Below are 19573 nucleotides of genomic sequence, written 5' to 3'. Positions count from 1 at the left end.
AGCTATGCCCAACACCAAGTCATTTGTGATCGTCGGCGCCGGCATGGCGGGTGCACGCGCCGCTGAAACTCTCCGCAGCGACGGTTTCGAGGACCGGATATTCCTCATCGGGGACGAAGGCCGCCTTCCCTACGAGCGCCCACCGCTGTCGAAGGAATGTCTCGTCGGCACCAAACCTGTCGAGGTCGCCGATCTCCGCGCGTGGGAGGACTGGATGGACATGGCCGTCCATCTCGTCATGAACGACCGCGTCGGTTCCGTCGACACTTCCGAGGGCGCGGTCGTCCTGTCGAGCGGACTGCGGATCCGCGCGGACAAGGTGCTCCTCGCGACCGGCGGCGTGGCGAAGAAGTTGAACGTGCCCGGCATGACACTCGCCGGGGTTCACACGCTACGGACCGTCGACGATTGCGAGGCGCTCGGTGACCGTCTACGACGCGGGCGTCTCCGTGTCACGGTCGTCGGAGGCGGCTTCCTGGCGGCCGAAGTCGCCTCGGCGGCGTGCACCCTCGGGAACGACGTGACTTGGATCGATCGGGCGCGAGTTCCGTTGACCGGCACGGTAGGTGGCCATACCGCATCCGAACTGTCCGAGCGATACGCGAGTTCGGCGCTGACCGTGATGTCGGCGTCGACGGTGGCGTCGATCGACGGGATCGACGCGGTGACCGGGGTGACGCTCGACTCCGGAGTTACCGTTCCCACCGACGTCGTACTCGTCGCAATAGGACAGCACCCCTCCCTCGGATACCTCGATCGCGCCCAGTTCGGATCGGGCCGTGGCCTCCCGGTCGACGAGCGATTGGAGTCTGCGGTACCCGGTGTCTTCGCGGCCGGGGACGTGGCCAACTTCGTCGACCCGTACATGGGCGGACGGACCAGACACGGGACCTGGATGAATGCCCAGAATCAGGGAAGGTTTGCGGCTCGGGCGATGATGGGTTCGTCGACCGCGTACTGCGACGTGCCGTGGTGCTGGTCCGATCACTTCGGAATCAACGTGCAGATCGCCGGCCGGGTGGACGAAACGGCCGACATCGTGGAACGACGCCATGCAAGCGGTGCCGTATCGACCTTCTATGTCGACGGCGATCGACTCGTCGGCGCGGTCGGTGTGGATGCACAGCGGGACATCCGCGCCGCGATGCTCATCATGGAGCGCGGCAGCCGCGTCGATCGAGAGGCCCTTGCCGACAGTACAACCGATCTACGACGCCTCGGGAAGGAGCCGGTGGCATGACAACAGCGCCAGCGTTCCCAATGGCTCTGCTCGACAACCGTTTTCAACACAGTCTCGCCACCGACGAGATGGAGATCGGATTCCAGGACCGCGGACGGGGCACCCCGCTCGTCTTCGTCCAGGCATGGGGACCCCGCCCCGGCGCCACTGCCGCTCTCGTGTACGACAAAGTCTTTCCGCTACTCGAGGACCGCTTTCGGTGCATAGCCGTCGACCTCCCGAACTACGGTCTCACCGGGCCGGTCGAATACAAGGAACCGGTACACGACGTGAGCGCACGGGCAGTGCTGGCTGTCCTCGATCACCTGGGTATCGAGGAAGCACCGTTCGTCGGGTGTTCGATGGGCGCAACCACGGCGATCGACATCGCTCTGGCGCAGCCCGATCGCGTATCGAGAATGCTGATCGGTGCCTGCCACGCATCGACGGGCGGCGACCCGTACCTCTTGACACCGTTTCCGTCCGAAGTGATGCGGTTGTACCAGGAAGCCGACGCCGATCCCGAGGACGAGGACAAGCTCCGACGAATGCTGCGCGCGTTGTGGTTCGACAACGCGCTCGTGACCGATGAACTGGTCGACGCACTACAAACTGTGAGGCTGACCCTCACCGATCACTGGGCGGCCGAACGTAATTCGGTCAGCGTGCCGCACAGCAACATGGCTGCGCTCAGTCGGCTCGACATGCCGGTCACCGTCGTTCACGGCCGTCACGATCGGATGGTCCCGTTCGAACAAGCACTTGCCATCGGCTCGTATATCGAGCACGCGGACGTCCGCCTGTTGGCGCGATGCGGCCATTGGCCTGCATACGAGCGGCCGGACGCTTTCGTCGAAGCGATCCAGTCGCTTCTCGCACAGAACTGAAGCATCTCGTCATGGTTTCTCGGGCACAGCCCGAGAAGCCATGCCGTGGTACAGACGAGCAAGGTGGACTCGTGTGCTGATGCCGAGCTTGGTGTATATGTTCTTCACGTGCTGTCGAACCGTGTGGAGGCTGAGCACCAACTCGTCGGCGATATCCTTGTCCGAAAAGCCCGCCGCGACCAGACCGGCGACGTCGTACTCTCTGATGGTCAACGACTGTAATTGGTTTCCCCGGGTCCGCGACTCGGCGGACTCGAGCGCAATCTCGAGCATGTAAGCCCCTGGCCTGTCAGGCACCGCCCTGATCGTGCTCTCCAACACATCCTTCTCGCCGTTGAGCAAGCGGACAAGATACGAACGATGACTGACGTCTCCCGATATCCCGATATCGCGCAGGATTCGGAAAAGGATGTTCTGACCTTCCTGCAGTCCACCCACAACCCTCGTTGCTGCAGGATTGAGCACCGGTTCGTTGGACTCGGCACTGAAGAACACCAGCGCCGACGAACCCGCCTCGATCGCGAACGCTGCGGATGCCAACCGATCCTCGAGATACTTACGCTTCCGCAATCCCGCGACGGCGCCACCCACCACTCCCGCCGCAACGGCCATCAACTGCATGTCCACGTCGGTCACCTCGGTAGCAACCCGATCCGAAGCGAAGTCGATGGTCCCGATGATTTTGCCGTCGACAACGATCGGCGCCTTCAGGACGTGCACCATGTTCTCGAGCCGATCCACTCGTTGATAGATCTCGGTCTGCACCCATTGGTCGATCGACTGCTCGGACAAGTTGTAGACCGGGGCGGAACTGGACATCACCTGCTGTAGTTCGTGGTCGACCGGGCGCCCGAGCTGTTCGTAGGTCCGCATGAACCGCTCGCTCACATTGCGAGACGCATGCCACGCAGGCGACGTGCCACCATCGTCGAAGAGATACAGCGCTCGCATCGGGAAGTCGAATACGCTCTCCACCGAAGTGAGGTATGCATCTCCTAATTGCTCGAGATCGTCCGCAGCAACCAGTGCGGGACCGAGGTCGGCGAGATTTCGAAATCGATTGTGCGGGCTGGACATCATCTCGGGGCTGCTTTCGTTCCTGCGCAGAGACAGCGCTGACGCTAGGGCACACGCCGTTGGGCCCAATCGCGGTATGGATGATGATAGGCCGCGCCTCATCACCTCGCTCCCTGAAGTCCAGCGGTCTGCGTCACTCGGACCGAATGAACCGTTCGGTCACTCCAAGTGACCGAATGCCACGTTCGGTCCCGAAGAGGGTCGGCAGGGTGTGGTCCACGACACGTCGAAGCGTTACACTTCATCTACAAGTGTCACGCAAAGGAGCCAAGACGATGGTCGAGTGGGTGACGTCTGCATGGAATGCGCTGCCCGAGCCGCTACGCGATCCGGTGGCGTTGGCGATTCCGGCGTTTGCTCTGCTGCTGGCCATCGAGTGGTATGCCGCGATCAAGCTCGAGGACGGCGACAGGGGCAGCTACAAGGGGGCCGATGCGCGGGCGAGCTTCGGGATGGGCGTCGTGTCGATTGCGACGACGACGGTGTGGAAGACCTTGGCTCTGTTCGGTTACACGGCGCTGTACGTGTACGTCGCGCCGTGGCATCTACCGGCCGACGCCTGGTACACGTGGGTGATTCTCATCGTGGGCGTCGATGTCCTCTTCTACGCGTATCACCGCACCGCTCATCGAACGCGGATCATCTGGGCGACGCATCAGGCGCACCATTCCAGTGAGTACTTCAACTTCAGCACTGCTCTCCGACAGAAATGGAACAACAGTGGCGAGATCGTCATGTGGCTTCCGTTGCCGTTGTTGGGGATTCCGCCGTGGATGGTGTTCGTGGGCTTCTCGATCAACCTGGTGTATCAGTTCTGGGTTCACACGGAACGGATCGACAAGCTGCCTCGCGTGATCGAGTTCGTGTTCAACACGCCGTCGCATCATCGGGTCCATCACGGGAACGATCCGCAGTATCTCGACAAGAACTACGGCGGCATCTTCATCGTGTGGGACAGGCTGTTCGGCAGCTACGCCGACGAGGTGGCGCGGCCGCATTACGGCCTGACGAAGAAGGTCGACACATTCAACATCTGGACACTCCAGACACACGAATACCGCTCCATCGCACGGGATGTAGCGGCATCGCGGTCGTGGCGTGAACGATTCGGTTTCGTCCTCGGCCCGCCGGGGTGGACGCCGAGCAGGGCCGAGGCGAAAGAGACTAGTTCGAGTTCAGGTTGATCAGGAAGTCGACCGATCCCGAGCCCTCGACGGTCACGAATCCGAGCGACGGAGGCTCGATACCGAAGTCCGCCCACGTCGTCGGGATGCTTCCCGACGCGATGAGGGTGTCACCGGACTGCAGAACCTCCATGTCGACCGAAACCGGGCGGGACTGATCCTTCAGTGTCAACGTCCCTTCCGCGGTAACGGTGGCCGTCGTACCGTCCTTGGGGAGAGACGACAGATCGACGGGTGAATCGAACGTGAACGTCGCCGTCGGGTAGGTCGCGGTGTCGAAGATGTTGCCGCGAAACTGGTTGTCGCGACGGTCACTGTCCGTGGTGATCGACCCGGTCTGGACCGTCACCTCACCGTCGGTGAGCGTGGTGTCGGCGATCGTGACATCGCCGCTGACGTCCGGAGTCGAGCCGACCACCGTGACGTCGGAGCCGTTGAGCACCTCGTCGACGGTGTATCCCGCGGCCGTCGTGTTCGACGCGTCGCCTGGGACGATGGTCCATGTTCCATCCAGGTCGTCGGTGGAGGCGGCCTGCGCTCCCTCGGTCGAGACCGTCGCGGCGGGCGCATCGTCCTCTTGGAACGACGCATAGATCTTGGGACCGAAGTACGCACCGAGCGCGATCACGACGACGAGTGCGCCGGCTATCCACCATTTCTTTGTCATGCCTCGCAATGCTAGTTGCACCTTCAACTCGATGGGGGCTCGTACGCCTGGCAACTTGCTGAGAAGTTTGTCCGATACCGCCGTGTCGGGTCGTCACCCCGCTGCTGGACAATAGGGACATGGACCCGATCGAAGCTCTGCGCGAGATCGCCTACTGGCTCGAGCGCTCGCGCGCGGATACCCACCGCGTCAAGGCGTACCGTCGTGCTGCCGACGTGGTCGAATCATTGAGCGAGACTGCACGATCCGAGCGCCAGAAGACCGATTCGTGGTCCGCGTTGCCGGGCATCGGAGCCAAGACGTCACTCATCATCCGTCAGGCACTGGCCGGCGATGTACCGGACTTTCTTGCCGAGAAGCGCGCCGAGGCCGAGCCGATCGGCGACAACGATCTCCGGTCCGCCCTCAAAGGGGATCTGCACACCCATTCCAACTGGTCCGACGGCGGCAGCGGCATCGAGGAGATGATGCGTACTGCCGCCCGGCTCGGTCACGAGTACTGCGCGTTGACCGATCACTCCCCCCGACTCAAGGTGGCCAACGGATTGTCGGCGGATCGGCTGAGGAAGCAACTCGACGTCGTTGCCGAACTCAACGAGGAACTCGCGCCGTTCCGAATTCTCACCGGTATCGAGGTGGACATCCTCGACGACGGCAGCCTGGATCAGGACGAGGGCTTGCTCGCCGAATTGGATATCGTTGTCGCCAGCGTGCATTCGAACCTGCGGGCCGACTCCGAGTCCATGACCCGCCGCATGGTCAACGCAATCGCCAACCCCCACGTCGACGTCTTGGGACATTGCACCGGCAGGCTCGTCGAGGGAGGCCGGGGCACGAGGCCGGAATCGAAGTTCGACGCCGAGGTGGTGTTCGAGGGATGCAAGCAGTTCGGCACCGCGGTGGAGATCAACGCCAGGCCCGAGCGTCAGGACCCGCCGGAGCGCCTCATCGACATCGCGTTGGAGCGGGGCTGTCTGTTCTCGATCGACACCGACGCACATGCGCCCGGTCAGCTCGATTGGCAGGGTTACGGGGCGTTACGCGCCGAGGCCCGGGGCGTCCCGGCTGAACGCGTCGTCAACACCTGGTCGGCCGAGGACCTTCTCGCGTGGACCGGTGGGAGCCGGTGAGAAACAAACGTGTCGCTGCCTTCCTCGTGACGGTGGCGTTGACCGCCGGCTGCAGCGGGGCGACAGTGCACACACCGCCCCCGATTCCGACGCCGTCGCCCGCACTGATCCCTGCCCTGGCGGATCCACCGATCAGGCTTCTCTACGGCGCCGACGAGGACAACGTGGGTGATCTGTATCTGCCGGACAACGGCTCGGACTCCCTGCCCGTTGTCGTGATGGTGCACGGTGGCGGGTGGCAACAGAGGTACGACAAGTCGTATTTCGGACCGATCTCCGAGGCCGTCGCCGACCGCGGAATTGCAGTATGGAACATCGAATACCGCCGTGGCACCGGCAATTACCGCGATACACTCGCCGACGTCGACAATGCGATGGAAGCACTGGCCAACACCGTCCAGGAAGCAGCAGGCGGCCGGTTGGACCTGGACCGAGTTCATGTGGCCGGCCACTCGGCCGGTGGCCAACTCGCCGCCTGGTTGGCTGGACGCCACACACTGGACGCGTCGGCTCCCGGTGCGCAGCCGAAGATCATGCCGCGCAGCGCGACGATCATGGCCGGCGTCTTCGACATGGCACGCGCAGCCAACATCGGAGGCGACAAACTCGTCCCCGCGTTCCTCGGGGGTATGCCCGATCAAGTTCCCGACCGTTATCGTGTTGCCTCGCCGATCGCGCATCTGCCCATCGGCACACCGGTGACGGCAATCCACGGCGACGCCGACAAGACCGTGTCCGTGAACCAGAGCAAGGCTTATGCCGACGCCGCACGCGCCGCGGGCGATACCGTCGACGTCATCGTTCTACCGGGGGCTGGGCACGGAGATTTCACGAACAGCGGCTCGGTCGCGTGGCGCACGACGGTCGACGCCATTGCCTCCCACGCGGCTGATGTCGAGTGACGTCTGGTACACACTTGGCCATGAAGCGGACCATTGTCGCGGGCGCAGTAGTGGTGCTAGCACTTGCCGGATGCAGCTCGGACGATCAGCCTTCGGCCGCGCCCAGCACACCCTCCACGTCGACGACGACGGTGACGCCCGCCCCTTCCACGACTGCGGAGTCGCCGCCTGCCGCTCCGGCCGAATCCGTCGTACCCGAGACCACACCGGCGGACGCTCCCCCACCGGCACCCGTGCAATTGCCCATCGACCAGGGTGACGGGTCGAACCGGCCCACCGGCGAGCAACTGTACGTCGAGACCTGCCAGCAGTTCCTTGCCGCGATCGATGCCCTCGCTGTCACCGGAGCTCCGCGGGACGTGACCGTCCAGGGGATTTCCGCACAGCTGCAAGGCAATCCGAGCTGGTCGACGGTTCCCTCCGAGGACCAGCAGCAGATGCTCCGCGGTTTGGACGCTGCCGGTCGCGGCAGCTGCTAGACCGAGGCGGCGGGAGTGAAGCAGCTGTCAGGTGTACAGCTGTCAGGTGTACAGCCTGGCGATGAATGCTTCGATGTTCTCCTGAACCCGTACGACGCGCTCCTCGGTGCTGAGGTTCTCGCGGTACCGGTTGCCCAGCGCCGGGGTCTTCTTGCCTCGTGCGTACAGAGAGCACAGTAGGTCCGTGCACATGTAGGTGCCGACGGTGTTTCCGCGCCGCCCTGATTCGCCGGTCTTCTTGGCGGTCATGAGCGATACGTCGCCGCGTGAGTGCGTCGTCGTGCAGATGGTGCACATCTGCGCGCGGTCGGATCCGCCGGATTCGTGTTTGAGCGCGACGCCGACCAGCTCGTCGCCCTTGGGTAGGACGATGTAGCTTCGACCTGCGTACGACGGGTCGGACCAACCGAGGAAATCCAACTGTTCCCAGTCGGTGTCGGTCAGGGTGGATGGCAGGTTCAGTCGTTTGGCGTCGCCCTTGGAACAGTTCACGAACGACTGTCTGATCTCTTTCTCGGTGATGGACTGCATGTGTGTTCTCCCGGAACGTCAGGCCTTCGGCCAGTTTTCGAGTGCGTGGTGGAGTACGTCGAGTACTCGCTGCCACGTCTGTTCGGATTCTCGCGGGGGGATGCCGTAGCCGAATCCCCCCGAGCTCTCGATCTCGATGAAGCCATGAAATGTACTGCCCAGCAAGCGGACTGCATCGGTTTCGTCGGGTTCGGGCAAGTTGTACGCGCGTAGGATCGCCCGCGACATATGCGAGTGTTTGCGTGCGTCACTCGCGAGCGCCACGTCCGCATCGAGCTCGTATCGAGTCGAGTCGTATCTCCCTGGATGTTGGCGGGCGAAATCGCGGTACGCGTTGGCGAACGCGACGAGCGCATCTCTGCCCGCCCGCCCCGCCACGGCGTCGGATACCCAATCGGCCAGTTCGGACAGCGAGGCGACAGCCACCCGTTGCCGGAGATCTCGCAAATTCTTGATGTGCGAGTAGAGGCTGGCGTCCTTCACGCCGAACGACTTGGCCAGGGCAAGAAGGGTGACGTTCTCGAACCCGATCTCGTCCGCCATGTCCGCCGCCGCCGCAGTGAGGCGAGCAGCATTGAGCCCTGCACGCGCCATCGTTACCCCCTCCCTAGCCGACACCGGCTTTTACCTAAGTCGACTAGGAAATAGTAGATGCAAGCAAGGTTTGCTGCAAACCGTTTACCCATCGCATGAATGGTCCATTCACACGCGTAGACAGCTTGGCAGGCTCATTCAAACGAAGTTCGACGCGACCCCCAAACGCATGAATGACCCATTCATGTTGACAGACAACATGAATGGGTCATTCAAGCGGCAAGGAGAGCCGGCGCTACTTCCAGTACGCCTGCGACTTGATGCGATCCTTCGCGAAGCCGTGGACGGTTTTGAAGGTCTTGACGATCGAGCGCGTGGTTCGGCCGTCGCACGCGATCCAGGCGAATGCGTCTGATGCTGGCGTGAGAGCTTCTGCTTGCTCGCGCAGAAGACGACCGTCGTCAACGCGCTGGAGCCAGGTCACTTCGGTGTTGGGTCCTGCGTGGACGGGGAGGGTCGGGTCGGATTCGTACTGCCATTCGAGCCACACCTTCGCCGGAGTGTCACCGAGGGCGTCGAGGATGGTGTTGATCGCCGGGAGCGATGCGGTATCGCCGAACAGAAGAAACTCCGACGGCGCGGGCTCGGGGACCTCGAAGCTGGAACCGTTGTTTCCGCGCATCAGGGTGGCTTCGAGGACGTCACCGGCTTCGGCGGTTTCGGCCCACTTCGACGCGGGGCCGTAATGGACGGCGAATTCGATGACGAATGTGTCCATTGCGGGGTCCTGCTGCGTCAGCGTGTACCCACGCTGGCGTTCCTTGCCGGTGCCGTCGTCGATCCACAGGCGGACCCATTGCGTCGGGTGGACCGGGTGGTTCTTCAGCAATCCGCCACCGTCGAAGCCGACGCGAACGTACTTGTCGGTGACGTGTTCCCTGGACGTGACGGTCAACTTGTAGTCGTCCGTCTTGTACGCCTTCATGATGATGCCTTCAACGCCTCTGCTCATGAGGGCAGGGTACCCTAATCAACCGAGTGGTTTGTTGTGTAGATCGACGCGAGACAGTGACACAAAAAACTCCCCACCTGCGAGATGCAGGTGGGGAGTTTTGGCGGTGGCGGAGGGATTTGAACCCTCGGACGGGGGTTACCCGTCACACGCTTTCGAGGCGTGCTCCTTAGGCCGCTCGGACACGCCACCGCGAAGAACAATACCGCAGTAGCGGCCTGAGGCTAAATCGCCTGGTCAAGCGGCAGGATCAGTGTCCGGTGAGCTTGTCCTTGATGTTGGAGGCTGCGTCCTTGACCTTCTCGGCGCCGTCCTTGACTGCAGACGAGAGCTGGTCGCCCTTGCCTTCCTGGCGGAGCTCTTCGTTGCCGGTGGCTGCGCCGGTGGCTTCCTTGGCCTTGCCGCCCAGATCCTCGGCCTTGTTACCGATCTTGTCGTCGAGTCCCATTTTTGCCTCCTGAGGATGCGTAATTCAGAACGCGTGTTCCGCGTTCCCCGACCACGGCTTACCCACAGGTAGAGGCAGCAAACATGAGAGTTTCATAAGCGTCTGGCGTCGAAGAATCGGCGTAGGACGTCGCCACATTCGTTCTCCAGAATGCCGCCGCGGACTTCGGGGCGGTGGGCCAGCCGCTGATCCCGCACGACGTCCCACAACGAGCCGACGGCGCCCGTCTTCGGTTCCCAGGCACCGAACACGACGCGTGAGACCCGTGCGAGTATCAGAGCGCCCGCACACATCGTGCATGGTTCGAGGGTGACGGCCAGCGTGCAGCCTTCGAGTCGCCACCCGTCGCCGTGGCGTGACGCCGCGGCGCGGAGCGCGAGAACTTCAGCGTGGGCCGTTGGATCCCCGGTCGCTTCACGGGCGTTGGCCGCACGGGCCAGTTCTCGCCCGTCGGCGTCGTACACGACGGCACCGACGGGGACGTCGAGATCGGACGCTCCCTGCGCAGCGGTCAACGCCGCGCGAACGAGGTCCTCGTCGGTCACCGAGGCAGCTTGTCCAGCACGGCGGACAGCTCGTCGGCGAATCCAAGACGGCCTGCGATGGAGCCGAGCTGCTCGTCCGGGTAGAGGTCGGTCTCGGCGACGATGATGCCCATGACCGCCTCCGGCAGGCCCAGATCAGCCAACAGGCCCATGTCTCCCTCGGGCCACGGTTCGATGTCGTCGAGTTCGTCCGGGTCGAAATCGGGAATCTCTACGTTGAGTTCGTCGAGAACGTCGGCGGCGATGTCGTACTCGCCTGCAAGACTGGCGTCGGACAGAAGAAGTCGGGTACCCGACGGCGCGGGCCGTAGCACCACGAAGCATTCGTCGTCGACGTCGAGGAGCCCGAAGACCGCCCCGGAGCTACGCATCTCGCGCAGTTCGGTCTCTGCTGTCGACAGGGAGGACAACGCAGCCGTGGTCAACGGGGTCACGCGCCACTTGCCGTCCTCGCGGACGACGGCAACGCCGAACCCTTCGAGGTCGTCGAAGGTCTCCTTGCTCGGACCGTCGAACTTCTTCGCCTTGGCGGAGTTGTTACTCCCGCGCTGTGCAGCCATGCGCGCAACGGTAGTCGCCTTACCGCCTCGAAATGAAGTCCACCGTGTCCACCTGTGAAACTAGGTGCCGTGACCAACACTGATGTCTGTGTGCTCGGGCTCGGGCTGATCGGCGGATCGGTTCTGCAGGCTGCTGTTCGCGCCGGACGAACCGCATGGGGATACAACCGTTCCGCCGACGCCATCGCCGGCTCGGCCGAGGCCGGGTTCGACACCGGCACCGACTTGACGGCTGCACTCACCCGGGCGGCGGAGACCGGGGCATTGATCGTCGTCGGTGTTCCGATGCCCGCCGTCGACGGCATTCTGGCTGCCGTCGCCGAGCACGCCCCGAACAATCCGATCACCGATGTCGTCAGCGTCAAGGCCGAGGTCGCGGCGGCCGTCGCGCGGCACGGGTTGTCGGCGCGTTACGTGGGCGGACACCCGATGGCAGGAACGAATCGGTCCGGCTGGTCCGCGGCCGATCCCGACCTCTTCCAGGACGCGGTGTGGGTCGTCGGCGTCGACGACGGGGCCGATCCCGAGGTGTGGCGTCAGGTCGCGTCGTTGGCCGTGGACTGCGGATCCGTCGTGATCCCGGTCGAGAGCGCCGAACACGATCGCGCCGTCGCACGCATCTCGCACCTGCCTCACCTACTGGCCGAGGCACTGGCCCAGGTCGGCGCCGCGAACCCTCTCGCGCTGGGGCTGGCCGCCGGCTCGTTCCGAGACGGGACGCGCGTGGCGTCGTCGGCGCCCGATCTGGTTCGGGCCATGTGCGAAGGCAACGCCGTCGCCCTCACCGACGCGCTCGATGCCGCTCTGGACCTGCTGACTGCGGCGCGCAGCGAACTTGTCGACGAAGGGTCGACCCGCACATTGGTCACCGCCGGCCATGCCGCGCGAGGACAGTACGAGCAGCACGAACGTTTCGACATCACCGGCGTCGAGCCGGGCGACAACGACTGGATCGAGAAATTCCGGTCCGCCGGCCGCCGAGGCGGCGTCGTGCGTCAGATCCGCTCGGCGAGCCCCGGGTAGTCGAGAACGAAGCCATCGGCGTCCACCGTCACCGACGAGGTGGACACCGGCGAGAGCACGTGAATGCCGTCGGCGCCGCTGCTGTAGGTCAAGCCTGCTTCCTGGATGCTCAGGTCCAGAAGATTGACGTACACGACCGGAACGACGACGTCCGAGGAATCGGTGTGCAGACCGAGCCTGCGGATCGGCAGGGTGTTGAAGAACGGGCTCAGGACCACGTCGACGTCGAGCGCACCGTTGTAGGTGGAACGCTGCGACGCGTGGGACCCCTCGATCATCCAGTAGCCCTCGTTGTCGCGGCTCACCGATGCCTGCTTCTCGCCGCCGGCAACTGCGGTGCGCAGGGATAGCCTGCGGGTGATGCCGCTCTCGTCGGTCACCAGGTCGTACGACGCACTGAACGCGGGATGTTCGTCGCAGGCGCCGCCGATGATGCGGCCCGACGCCTTGATTCGGTTTCCGTTCAGCTGGACGCGGACCGACTCCATGCGGGGTACGTCGTGTGCTCGCCAGGTCAGAATTGCCGGCCAGGTCGAAGTGGTCACGGAAGGGGCGGCTTCTGCACCCGAAGTTGGAGTGGTCACCCGACTACGTTAAGCGACAGGGGGGCCATCGGAACAAGCTGTGGTGATTTTTCGTTCTCGAGGCACATTATTGTGATCGACATGACTGGAGGTGGCTTCGACTTCGCGCACTCCGAACAGGCCGCGAAATCTCGACAGGACAAGGCAACGGCGTTGGCGCGCTACGTCTGGGAACGTGACATCGACGGCAGCGAACTGCTCGCGATGACCGACGCCGCCCGACGCAAGCTCGCGAGAGCTGCGGACATCACTCCCCCGAGCACGCTCGAGACGTGGACGATGACCGCCGAACTCCTCGACCGCAAGAACGAATGGGCGTCGTCGAACCCGGACCACCCGGCGGCCTCCCCGAAGCATGCCGACGAAAAGATCATGTGGGTCAAGCCGCCCATCGCACCGTGGTGACGACGCTCAGGACGACGCCGCCGCGAGCTCGTGCAGGTCGGCGAATCGCCCCTTCTCCTCGATGAGATCCGAGGGCGAACCGTCCTCGACGATCCGGCCGTTCTCCATCACCAACACCCTGTCGGCAATGGCGACGGTGGAAAGCCGGTGCGCGATGATCAGCGCCGTGCGGCCCTGCAGAATCGTCTCCAGCGCGCGCTGGACCAGCCGCTCGCTGGGGATGTCGAGGCTGGAGGTGGCCTCGTCGAGCACGATCACCGCGGGCGCCGCCAGGAACACCCGCGCGAACGCGACGAGTTGACGTTGGCCGGAGGAAAGCCGTCCGCCGCGTTTGCGGACATCGGTGTCGATCCCGTCCGGCAGCGTCGAAATGAACTCGGTGAGTCCAACAGCGTCTGCGGCGGCCGCCACCTCTAGATCCGTCGCCGAGGGTTTGCCGAGGCGGATGTTGTCCGCGACCGATCCGGAGAACAGGAACGACTCCTGCGTGACCATCACGATGTGTCGACGCATGTTCTCGTCACCCAGTTCTCGGAGGTCGACGCCGTCGAGACGCACTGTTCCCTGCGTCGGGTCGTAGAACCGCGCGAGCAGCTTGGCGAGGGTGGACTTTCCGGCGCCGGTGGCACCGACCATCGCCACGACCTGCCCGGCCGGGATGTGCAGCGAGAATTCCGGTAGCACGACGCGGTCCCTGGTGTACGCGAAGTGGACCGCGTCGAAGTCGATGTCGCCTCGCGCAGTATCCAATTCCACCGGAGCCGTCGGCGCTTCCACCGACGGCTCTTCTTCCAGCACACCCGAGATCTTCTCCAGCGCCGCAGCGGCCGACTGGTAGGCGTTGAATACCATGGCGAGTTCGTCGAGCGGACCGTAGAACCGACGCAGATACAGCACGTACGCGGCGAGCACTCCGATGTCCAAGTGCCCGTTGATCACTCGGAAGCTGCCGAACACGAGGATGATCGCGAGAGTGACGTTTCCGATCCATCGGACGGCGCCGGTGTAGGTGGCCATCCCCCGCAGAGCAACCGTCGTCGCGTCGCGATATTCGGTGTCCTCGGTCTTCAGAATCGTGCTGTTTCTTCTCTCGCGCCGGAAAACCTGGACCGCGCGAATACCGCCCATCGACTCGACGAAGTGGACGACGACCTTCGCGATCGCCACTCGCGTGCGCCGGTAACCGGTGCGTTGCCTACGCTGCGACCAGCGGGTGATCAGCACCAGCGGCACGAAGCCCGCGAGCACCACCAATGCAAGCGGAACATCGAGGTACACCAGGATGATCGCGATACTGACGATGGACAGCACCGCGGACAAGGCGTCGTTCAGGGCGCTTTCGAGCAGCGTCTGCAGCGACTCGACGTCGCTCGTCAGCCGTGAGATGAGCTTGCCCGACGTGTACCGCTCGTGGAAGGACAAGCTCAACCGTTGAGCATGATCGAACACACGGCGGCGGAGGTCGAACAGAATCGCCTGGCTCAGCCGCCCGGACACCATCAGGAACGTGTACGTGGTGACTGTTCCGAGGATGCCGAATGCGATGTACCCGAACACAGTCCACGCCAGCGGCGCCCACCTGCCCTCGATCGCAGCCGACACTCCGTTGTCCAACGCGTACGCGATGAACAACGGACCGGCCACGAACGCGATGTTGTCGACGACGATGATCGCGAGCGCCAGCAACGCCTGCTTCCGGTACGGCCTCACGAGCGACGCCAGTAACCGCCTCGATCGGCCGGCGAGAATCGAATTGCCGGTGCGGTCGATGTCGGATTCCTCGTTCGCGACTCCGCGCCAACTGACGGTGTCGTCGCGCGGGCTCTGATCGTTCTCGTTCTCGTCAGTCATCGAGAGACCCCATCACGTGGCGGTACCGCGCCGACGTCGCCAACAGGCGCTCGTGCGTACCCTGCTCCACGATTGTTCCGTTCTCCAGGTAGAGCACTCGGTCTGCGAGTGCGGCAGTAGACGGCCTGTGCGCGACGAGCAGAGTCGTCGAGTGCGTCAGTACGCGCCGTAGATCCTGTTGCACGAGTGCCTCGGTGCCCACGTCCAGCGCGGACAGCGGGTCGTCGAGCACCAGGATCCGCGGCTTGCCGAGTACCGCCCTCGCCAGCGCGAGTCGCTGACGCTGCCCGCCGGACAGGCTCATTCCCTGCTCGCCGATCCGGGTGTCGAGCCCCCACGGCAATGCCTCGACGAACTCCCGCGCGTGCGCGACGCCGAGAGCCTCGTCGACGTCGGAGTCCGTCGCATCGGGTCGACCCAACGCAACGTTCTCGCGGACGCTCGCCGAGAACAGCACCGGGTCCTCGAACGCAACCGACACCACCGCCCGAAGATCCGCGAGCGACAAGGTTCTGATGTCGATTCCGTCGACGGTGATGGAACCCGAGGTGACGTCGAACAACCGGGGAACCAGATTGGTCAGCGCGGTCTTGCCGCTACCGGTGACGCCGACGAGAGCGACCGTCTCACCCGGGTCGATCCGGAAATCGACGTCGGTGAGCAGCGACGATTCCGCGTCCGGGAACGTGAATCCGACGTCCCGGAATTCGAGGACTCCGCGTGCGTCCTGCGGGAGAGCAACTGGGTCGACGGGTTCGGTGATGGTCTCCGCCGTGTCCATGATTTCCCAGTACCGGTCCGCCGCCGTTCGAGCGTTGTTCAGCTCGGCCAGCAGGAATCCGAATGCCTCGATCGGCCAGAGCAGGAACGCGACGATGGCCATGGCTGCGACGAGCATGCCCGCCGTCATCGTCCCTTGGACGATCGAATACGCGCCGAACGCCAACATCGCGCCGATCCCGAGCGGCGGGATCCCGACTATCAAGGACCACAGAATGGCAAGGTAGCGAACCTTTTTCATCTCTGTCCCACGCAGCGTCGCGGCCTCTCGCAGGAAGCGACGCCCGAGGTGGGCGCTGCGGCCGAACGCCTTCAGCACCCGGATGCCTTGAATGGATTCCTCGACGGTGGTGGTCACATCACCTGCCTGGTCCTGCGCATCACGGGCAACTACCCGGTACAGCGTCTCGAACCTGGTACAGATCACGACCAACGGCACGGACGTGATCAACATGATCAGACCGAGCTGCCAGGACTGAACGAACAGGACTCCGAGGCCGACCACCAACGTGACGCTGTTGATGATGATGAACGGCCCGACGAACGCCACGAAGCGTCGCAGCGAGGACAGGTCGGCAATAGCCCGAGAGAGCAGCTGACCCGATTCCCAGCCCTCGTGAGCGGACACCGACAATCTCTGCAGCTTGTCGAAAACCGTTGCTCTGGCTGATATCTCGAACTGGCTCGACGGCGCGGACACCAAGTAGCGCCGAATCCATATACCGACCGCATCGATCGTCCCCAGCAGCAGGACCAACGCCGCCGGCCACCACACACCGGCGAAGGTGCCGTCGGCGATGGGGCCGTCGATGACCCCCTGCAACACCAGCGGAATCACCAAACCCGTCAGCGTGGCGACGATGGACGCAGCGATCGACCCGATGAAATACCACTTGTACGGGGCCAGAAACGGTAGAAACCTCGCCAGCGAACTGGGTGCGTCCTGCTGAAGGTTCGGCACTGCAGCCGTCTTCTCCTGCGTTTCCAGTACACCCGTCGACACGTTTGCTCTCCCTACTCGGCCTCGCATGAATGGTTTCATCGCGACAGCACTTCGACCAACCGATTTTTCAACTGCCGAATTCCATCGTCGAACCTGAACCAACGTTCAGGTCAAGCGCGACTCGGCCCTGCTACCGTGCGCCTGCGAAAACCTGTCGTACTTCTCGAGTAACGTTCTCCACGAGTTTCGGTTACGGGAGAGAAGGGTGCGCGTGGGTTCGCGATCGATGGTCGGGCTGTTCGCCGGGATCGGCGGGCTCGAGTTGGGGCTCTCGGAGCAGGGCTGGTCGACGGAATTGCTGTGCGAAATCGACCCCGGCGCCGGCGCAGTTCTCGGTGCTCACTTTCCCGATGTGCCGCTTCACCGTGACGTCACCAAGCTCCGCGCGCTGCCGTCGGGCACCGAGCTCGTCGCAGCCGGGTTTCCGTGCCAGGACCTGTCGCAGGCGGGTCGTACGGCGGGCATCACCGGGGAACGCTCCGGGCTCGTCGACGAGGTCTTCCGCTTGGTCAAGCGCCGCAACGGGCCTCGGTGGTTGTTGATCGAGAACGTTCCGTTCATGCTGCAACTCGGCCGCGGTGCCGCGATGCGTCACATCACCGACGCTCTGTCGGATCTCGGCTACATGTGGGCCTACCGTGTCGTCGACGCCAGGTCGTTCGGTCTCCCGCAACGCCGTCAGCGCGTCCTCATGCTCGCGTCCCGTACCGAGGACCCACGCGAAATCCTGTTCGCGCAGGACGAAGGCCCTCTTCCCGACGGTGACCCGTCGGAGCAGCCGTGCGGTTTCTACTGGACCGAGGGCACCCGCGGGCTCGGCTGGGCAGTCAACGCAGTTCCGACGCTCAAGGGCGGCTCGTCCCTCGGTATCGCCAGTCCCCCGGCTGTTCGGTTGCCGTCGGGCGAGATCGTCACGCCGGGGATCGTCGGCGCGGAGCGACTGCAGGGGTTCGACCCGGACTGGACTGCACCGGCACTCGGTCTGCCGGGCGTCAGGGCCGGGCACCGATGGAAGCTCGTCGGCAACGCGGTGAGTGTCCGGATGGCGTCGTGGGTCGCCGCGCAGATCGAGCGCCCGCAGGTCCACGACGACTCCGACGACGTTCAGATCCTCCCCGGTCAAGCCTGGCCTGCCGCTGCGTGGGGGGCGAAGGGCTCGGCGTACCGCGTGCACCGCTCGACGTGGCCGGTGCACGAGCCCTACGAGAACCTCAGTGACTTTCTCGACGATTCCCAGCTGCTCTCGGCTCGGGCGACGGCCGGATTCCTCAAGCGCGCTCGAATGGGCAATCTTCGGTTCCAACCGGGATTTCTCGACGACGTCGAGTCCCACCTCGACCGTATGGGCGGGCACCCCAGCCCGACGTCTCGTGCAGTCCCGGCCGCATGAGCGAGCATCTGTTTCCCGATCCACCGGCACTGGCCCGGCCGCTCGCCCTCGCCGGCGACAAGCCCGCACCGGACGCCGATCGCAGTGACAAGAAGAACTACGCGCAGCGGCTCTCGAACCACCTGGCACAAACCGTCGCCGACGCCCTGCGCCCGCACTATCCCAACATCACTCCCGACGCGATGGGCGTCGGCCAGGAAGCACAGGTCGACGTCGCGAAAGGCCGCAAAAGGCTGGATGTGAAAGCACTCGACCCCACGCTGGGACTGATTCTGTGCGTCTCCATCAAGACCTACAGCTTCCGGGACTTCAGCCCGCGGACCGGCAAGTTCGGCCGCTGGACCAAGAACATCGTCCGCAACGATCACGAGCTGCGCGGTGAGGCCATGGTCCTACACCAGCGCCAGCCGTACAGCGTGCTGATCGCAGTGATGTTCGAGCCCTTCGCCACCTGCGACGACGGTGACGCCTCCAAGGCCAGCGACATCGGCAAGTCCTCCTTCGCGCACCACGTCACGACGCTGTCCAAGCGGTCGGGTCGCGGCAAACGCGCTGTCGTCGGCGGCACCGGCAAGATGTGGGTCGACCTCGGTGCCGAGGACACTCGGTACGACCTGTTCGAAAAAGTCTTCATCGGCCTCTACGACCCGGACGGTGAAGTCCGGTTCTTCGACGTCGACGAATCCCCTCCTCGCAACGGCAGGCCGTCGGACACTCAGACCTTGTCCTTCGACGACTTCGTCTCCGTCGTCCACGGCGAAGTCGAGCGCCGCAACAAATTCGCACCCACCTGGTCCGAGCCCGAGGACAGCGAAGACGGCTAGGGGACCGGCGAGCTAGTTTGGAGTCGTGGGGAGACCGGTGACCGATGCCGCTACCAGTGCGCGGCTGAGCAAGCAGCGGCGACGCGACACCAAGCCCGAGGTAGCGCTGCGCAGAGAGTTGCACCGGCTCGGCCTGCGATATTTCGTCGACCGTGCCCCGCTGAAGGGTATGAGGCGTCGGGCCGACATCGTTTTTCCTCGCCGAAAGGTCGCCGTCTACGTCGATGGCTGCTTCTGGCACAGCTGCCCTGTGCACGCGACGAAACCACGCAACAACGCCCAGTGGTGGGCGGACAAACTCGCCGCCAATGTCGCCCGTGACCGCGACACCGACGACCGCCTTCGGACCGAAGGGTGGACCGTCGTCCGAATCTGGGAGCACGAACCCGTCAGCGACGCCGCAGCACTCGTCCTGCACGCCCTCGAATCCTCGCCCTCTTCGGGAGCGAACGTGGCGGTGGGGGCGTGTGGCTGTCCCAAAGCCAACGTGGGGGCCGGGACAGGTTGACCCACCAAAACGGGGGTGGCGGGAACTAAG

The 19573-nt window shown here is 64.1% G+C and carries 22 protein-coding genes and 1 tRNA gene; 11 read left to right on the top strand and 12 right to left on the bottom strand.

Annotation, left to right across the window (positions count from 1 at the left end; translation table 11 throughout):
* The first annotated feature begins 4 nt into the window (after nt 1–4).
* On the top strand, nt 5–1240 hold the full coding sequence (locus tag ACFULT_RS10555; RefSeq protein ID WP_094720436.1) for an NAD(P)/FAD-dependent oxidoreductase: 1236 nt from the start codon (nt 5–7) through the stop codon (nt 1238–1240).
* Nucleotides 1237–2106 (top strand): alpha/beta fold hydrolase, encoded by an 870-nt coding sequence (locus ACFULT_RS10550; RefSeq protein WP_094720435.1) that lies wholly within the window; start codon nt 1237–1239, stop codon nt 2104–2106. Before ACFULT_RS10555 ends, ACFULT_RS10550 begins: the two co-directional genes overlap by 4 nt.
* A 9-nt stretch (nt 2107–2115) precedes the next feature.
* On the opposite strand, the gene ACFULT_RS10545 is transcribed toward ACFULT_RS10550, so the two are convergent.
* Entirely contained in the window at nt 2116–3186 is a 1071-nt protein-coding gene (locus ACFULT_RS10545; protein WP_176459992.1) for a LuxR C-terminal-related transcriptional regulator, read from the bottom strand.
* Between the two features lie 272 nt (nt 3187–3458).
* Between ACFULT_RS10545 and ACFULT_RS10540 the strand changes: the two genes are divergently transcribed.
* Nucleotides 3459–4367: a sterol desaturase family protein gene (locus ACFULT_RS10540; RefSeq protein WP_378481425.1), complete on the top strand. Its 909-nt coding sequence runs from the start codon at nt 3459–3461 to the stop codon at nt 4365–4367.
* Here the strand turns inward: ACFULT_RS10540 and ACFULT_RS10535 are convergent.
* Nucleotides 4348–5034 (bottom strand): YceI family protein, encoded by a 687-nt coding sequence (locus tag ACFULT_RS10535; protein ID WP_094720433.1) that lies wholly within the window; start codon nt 5032–5034, stop codon nt 4348–4350. The genes ACFULT_RS10540 and ACFULT_RS10535 overlap by 20 nt on opposite strands.
* 119 nt (nt 5035–5153) lie before the next feature.
* Between ACFULT_RS10535 and ACFULT_RS10530 the strand changes: the two genes are divergently transcribed.
* From ACFULT_RS10530 to ACFULT_RS10520, 3 genes are read left to right on the top strand one after another with little or no spacing between them, the layout of a single operon-like run.
* A complete protein-coding gene (locus tag ACFULT_RS10530; RefSeq protein ID WP_378481424.1) occupies nt 5154–6164 on the top strand; it encodes a PHP domain-containing protein in 1011 nt (336 codons plus the stop codon).
* On the top strand, nt 6161–7066 hold the full coding sequence (locus ACFULT_RS10525) for a S9 family peptidase (RefSeq protein WP_094720431.1): 906 nt from the start codon (nt 6161–6163) through the stop codon (nt 7064–7066). The genes ACFULT_RS10530 and ACFULT_RS10525 overlap by 4 nt, the downstream gene beginning before the upstream one ends.
* Before the next feature lie 20 nt (nt 7067–7086).
* On the top strand, nt 7087–7545 hold the full coding sequence (locus tag ACFULT_RS10520; RefSeq protein ID WP_378481423.1) for a hypothetical protein: 459 nt from the start codon (nt 7087–7089) through the stop codon (nt 7543–7545).
* Nucleotides 7546–7587: 42 nt separating this feature from the next.
* On the opposite strand, the gene ACFULT_RS10515 is transcribed toward ACFULT_RS10520, so the two are convergent.
* The 7 genes from ACFULT_RS10515 to ACFULT_RS10485 form a co-directional block, all read right to left on the bottom strand.
* Nucleotides 7588–8076 (bottom strand): FBP domain-containing protein, encoded by a 489-nt coding sequence (locus ACFULT_RS10515; protein WP_037108152.1) that lies wholly within the window; start codon nt 8074–8076, stop codon nt 7588–7590.
* Between the two features lie 18 nt (nt 8077–8094).
* Nucleotides 8095–8670 (bottom strand): WHG domain-containing protein, encoded by a 576-nt coding sequence (locus ACFULT_RS10510; RefSeq protein ID WP_378481422.1) that lies wholly within the window; start codon nt 8668–8670, stop codon nt 8095–8097.
* A gap of 235 nt (nt 8671–8905) precedes the next feature.
* Entirely contained in the window at nt 8906–9622 is a 717-nt protein-coding gene (locus ACFULT_RS10505; RefSeq protein WP_378481421.1) for a siderophore-interacting protein, read from the bottom strand.
* Between the two features lie 101 nt (nt 9623–9723).
* A tRNA-Ser gene (locus tag ACFULT_RS10500) sits at nt 9724–9814 on the bottom strand.
* Between the two features lie 58 nt (nt 9815–9872).
* Entirely contained in the window at nt 9873–10070 is a 198-nt protein-coding gene (locus ACFULT_RS10495; protein ID WP_033190058.1) for a CsbD family protein, read from the bottom strand.
* 92 nt (nt 10071–10162) lie between these two features.
* A complete protein-coding gene (locus tag ACFULT_RS10490; RefSeq protein ID WP_094720425.1) occupies nt 10163–10615 on the bottom strand; it encodes a nucleoside deaminase in 453 nt (150 codons plus the stop codon).
* Nucleotides 10612–11175 carry a tRNA adenosine deaminase-associated protein gene (locus tag ACFULT_RS10485; protein WP_037108100.1) on the bottom strand — a complete coding sequence of 188 codons (564 nt, stop codon included), beginning with the start codon at nt 11173–11175 and terminating at the stop codon, nt 10612–10614. The genes ACFULT_RS10490 and ACFULT_RS10485 overlap by 4 nt, the downstream gene beginning before the upstream one ends.
* A gap of 54 nt (nt 11176–11229) precedes the next feature.
* On the opposite strand from ACFULT_RS10485, the gene ACFULT_RS10480 reads away from it, so the two are divergent.
* Complete coding sequence (locus ACFULT_RS10480) at nt 11230–12198, top strand: prephenate dehydrogenase (protein ID WP_094720424.1); 969 nt, start codon at nt 11230–11232, stop codon at nt 12196–12198.
* On the opposite strand, the gene ACFULT_RS10475 is transcribed toward ACFULT_RS10480, so the two are convergent.
* The gene (locus ACFULT_RS10475) at nt 12171–12686 is read right to left on the bottom strand and encodes a putative glycolipid-binding domain-containing protein (RefSeq protein WP_378481677.1); all 516 of its coding nucleotides are present in this window, start codon (nt 12684–12686) and stop codon (nt 12171–12173) included. The genes ACFULT_RS10480 and ACFULT_RS10475 overlap by 28 nt on opposite strands.
* 177 nt (nt 12687–12863) lie before the next feature.
* Here ACFULT_RS10475 and ACFULT_RS10470 point away from each other — a divergent pair, with 177 nt between their 5' ends.
* Nucleotides 12864–13187, top strand: coding sequence for a hypothetical protein (locus tag ACFULT_RS10470; RefSeq protein WP_037108741.1), 324 nt, complete (start codon nt 12864–12866; stop codon nt 13185–13187).
* A gap of 6 nt (nt 13188–13193) precedes the next feature.
* Here ACFULT_RS10470 and ACFULT_RS10465 read toward each other — a convergent pair whose 3' ends face one another.
* Together ACFULT_RS10465 and ACFULT_RS10460 are read right to left on the bottom strand one after the other, a co-directional pair.
* A complete protein-coding gene (locus tag ACFULT_RS10465) occupies nt 13194–15038 on the bottom strand; it encodes an ABC transporter ATP-binding protein (protein WP_378481420.1) in 1845 nt (614 codons plus the stop codon).
* A complete protein-coding gene (locus tag ACFULT_RS10460; protein WP_378481419.1) occupies nt 15031–16821 on the bottom strand; it encodes an ABC transporter ATP-binding protein in 1791 nt (596 codons plus the stop codon). The genes ACFULT_RS10465 and ACFULT_RS10460 overlap by 8 nt, the downstream gene beginning before the upstream one ends.
* A gap of 226 nt (nt 16822–17047) precedes the next feature.
* Between ACFULT_RS10460 and ACFULT_RS10455 the strand changes: the two genes are divergently transcribed.
* From ACFULT_RS10455 to ACFULT_RS10445, 3 genes are read left to right on the top strand one after another with little or no spacing between them, the layout of a single operon-like run.
* Complete coding sequence (locus ACFULT_RS10455) at nt 17048–18211, top strand: DNA (cytosine-5-)-methyltransferase (protein WP_051104792.1); 1164 nt, start codon at nt 17048–17050, stop codon at nt 18209–18211.
* Entirely contained in the window at nt 18208–19035 is an 828-nt protein-coding gene (locus tag ACFULT_RS10450) for a hypothetical protein (RefSeq protein WP_037108090.1), read from the top strand. The genes ACFULT_RS10455 and ACFULT_RS10450 overlap by 4 nt, the downstream gene beginning before the upstream one ends.
* A gap of 25 nt (nt 19036–19060) precedes the next feature.
* Entirely contained in the window at nt 19061–19543 is a 483-nt protein-coding gene (locus ACFULT_RS10445) for a very short patch repair endonuclease (protein WP_378481418.1), read from the top strand.
* Nucleotides 19544–19573: the final 30 nt, after the last annotated feature.

Origin of the sequence: Rhodococcus sp. NPDC057297, assembly GCF_042667435.1 — a bacterium.
In the GTDB taxonomy this organism is placed as follows: Bacteria; Actinomycetota; Actinomycetes; order Mycobacteriales; family Mycobacteriaceae; genus Rhodococcoides.
Note: the sequence above shows the minus strand (reverse complement) of the source record. Positions and strands in the feature narration are given on the sequence as shown.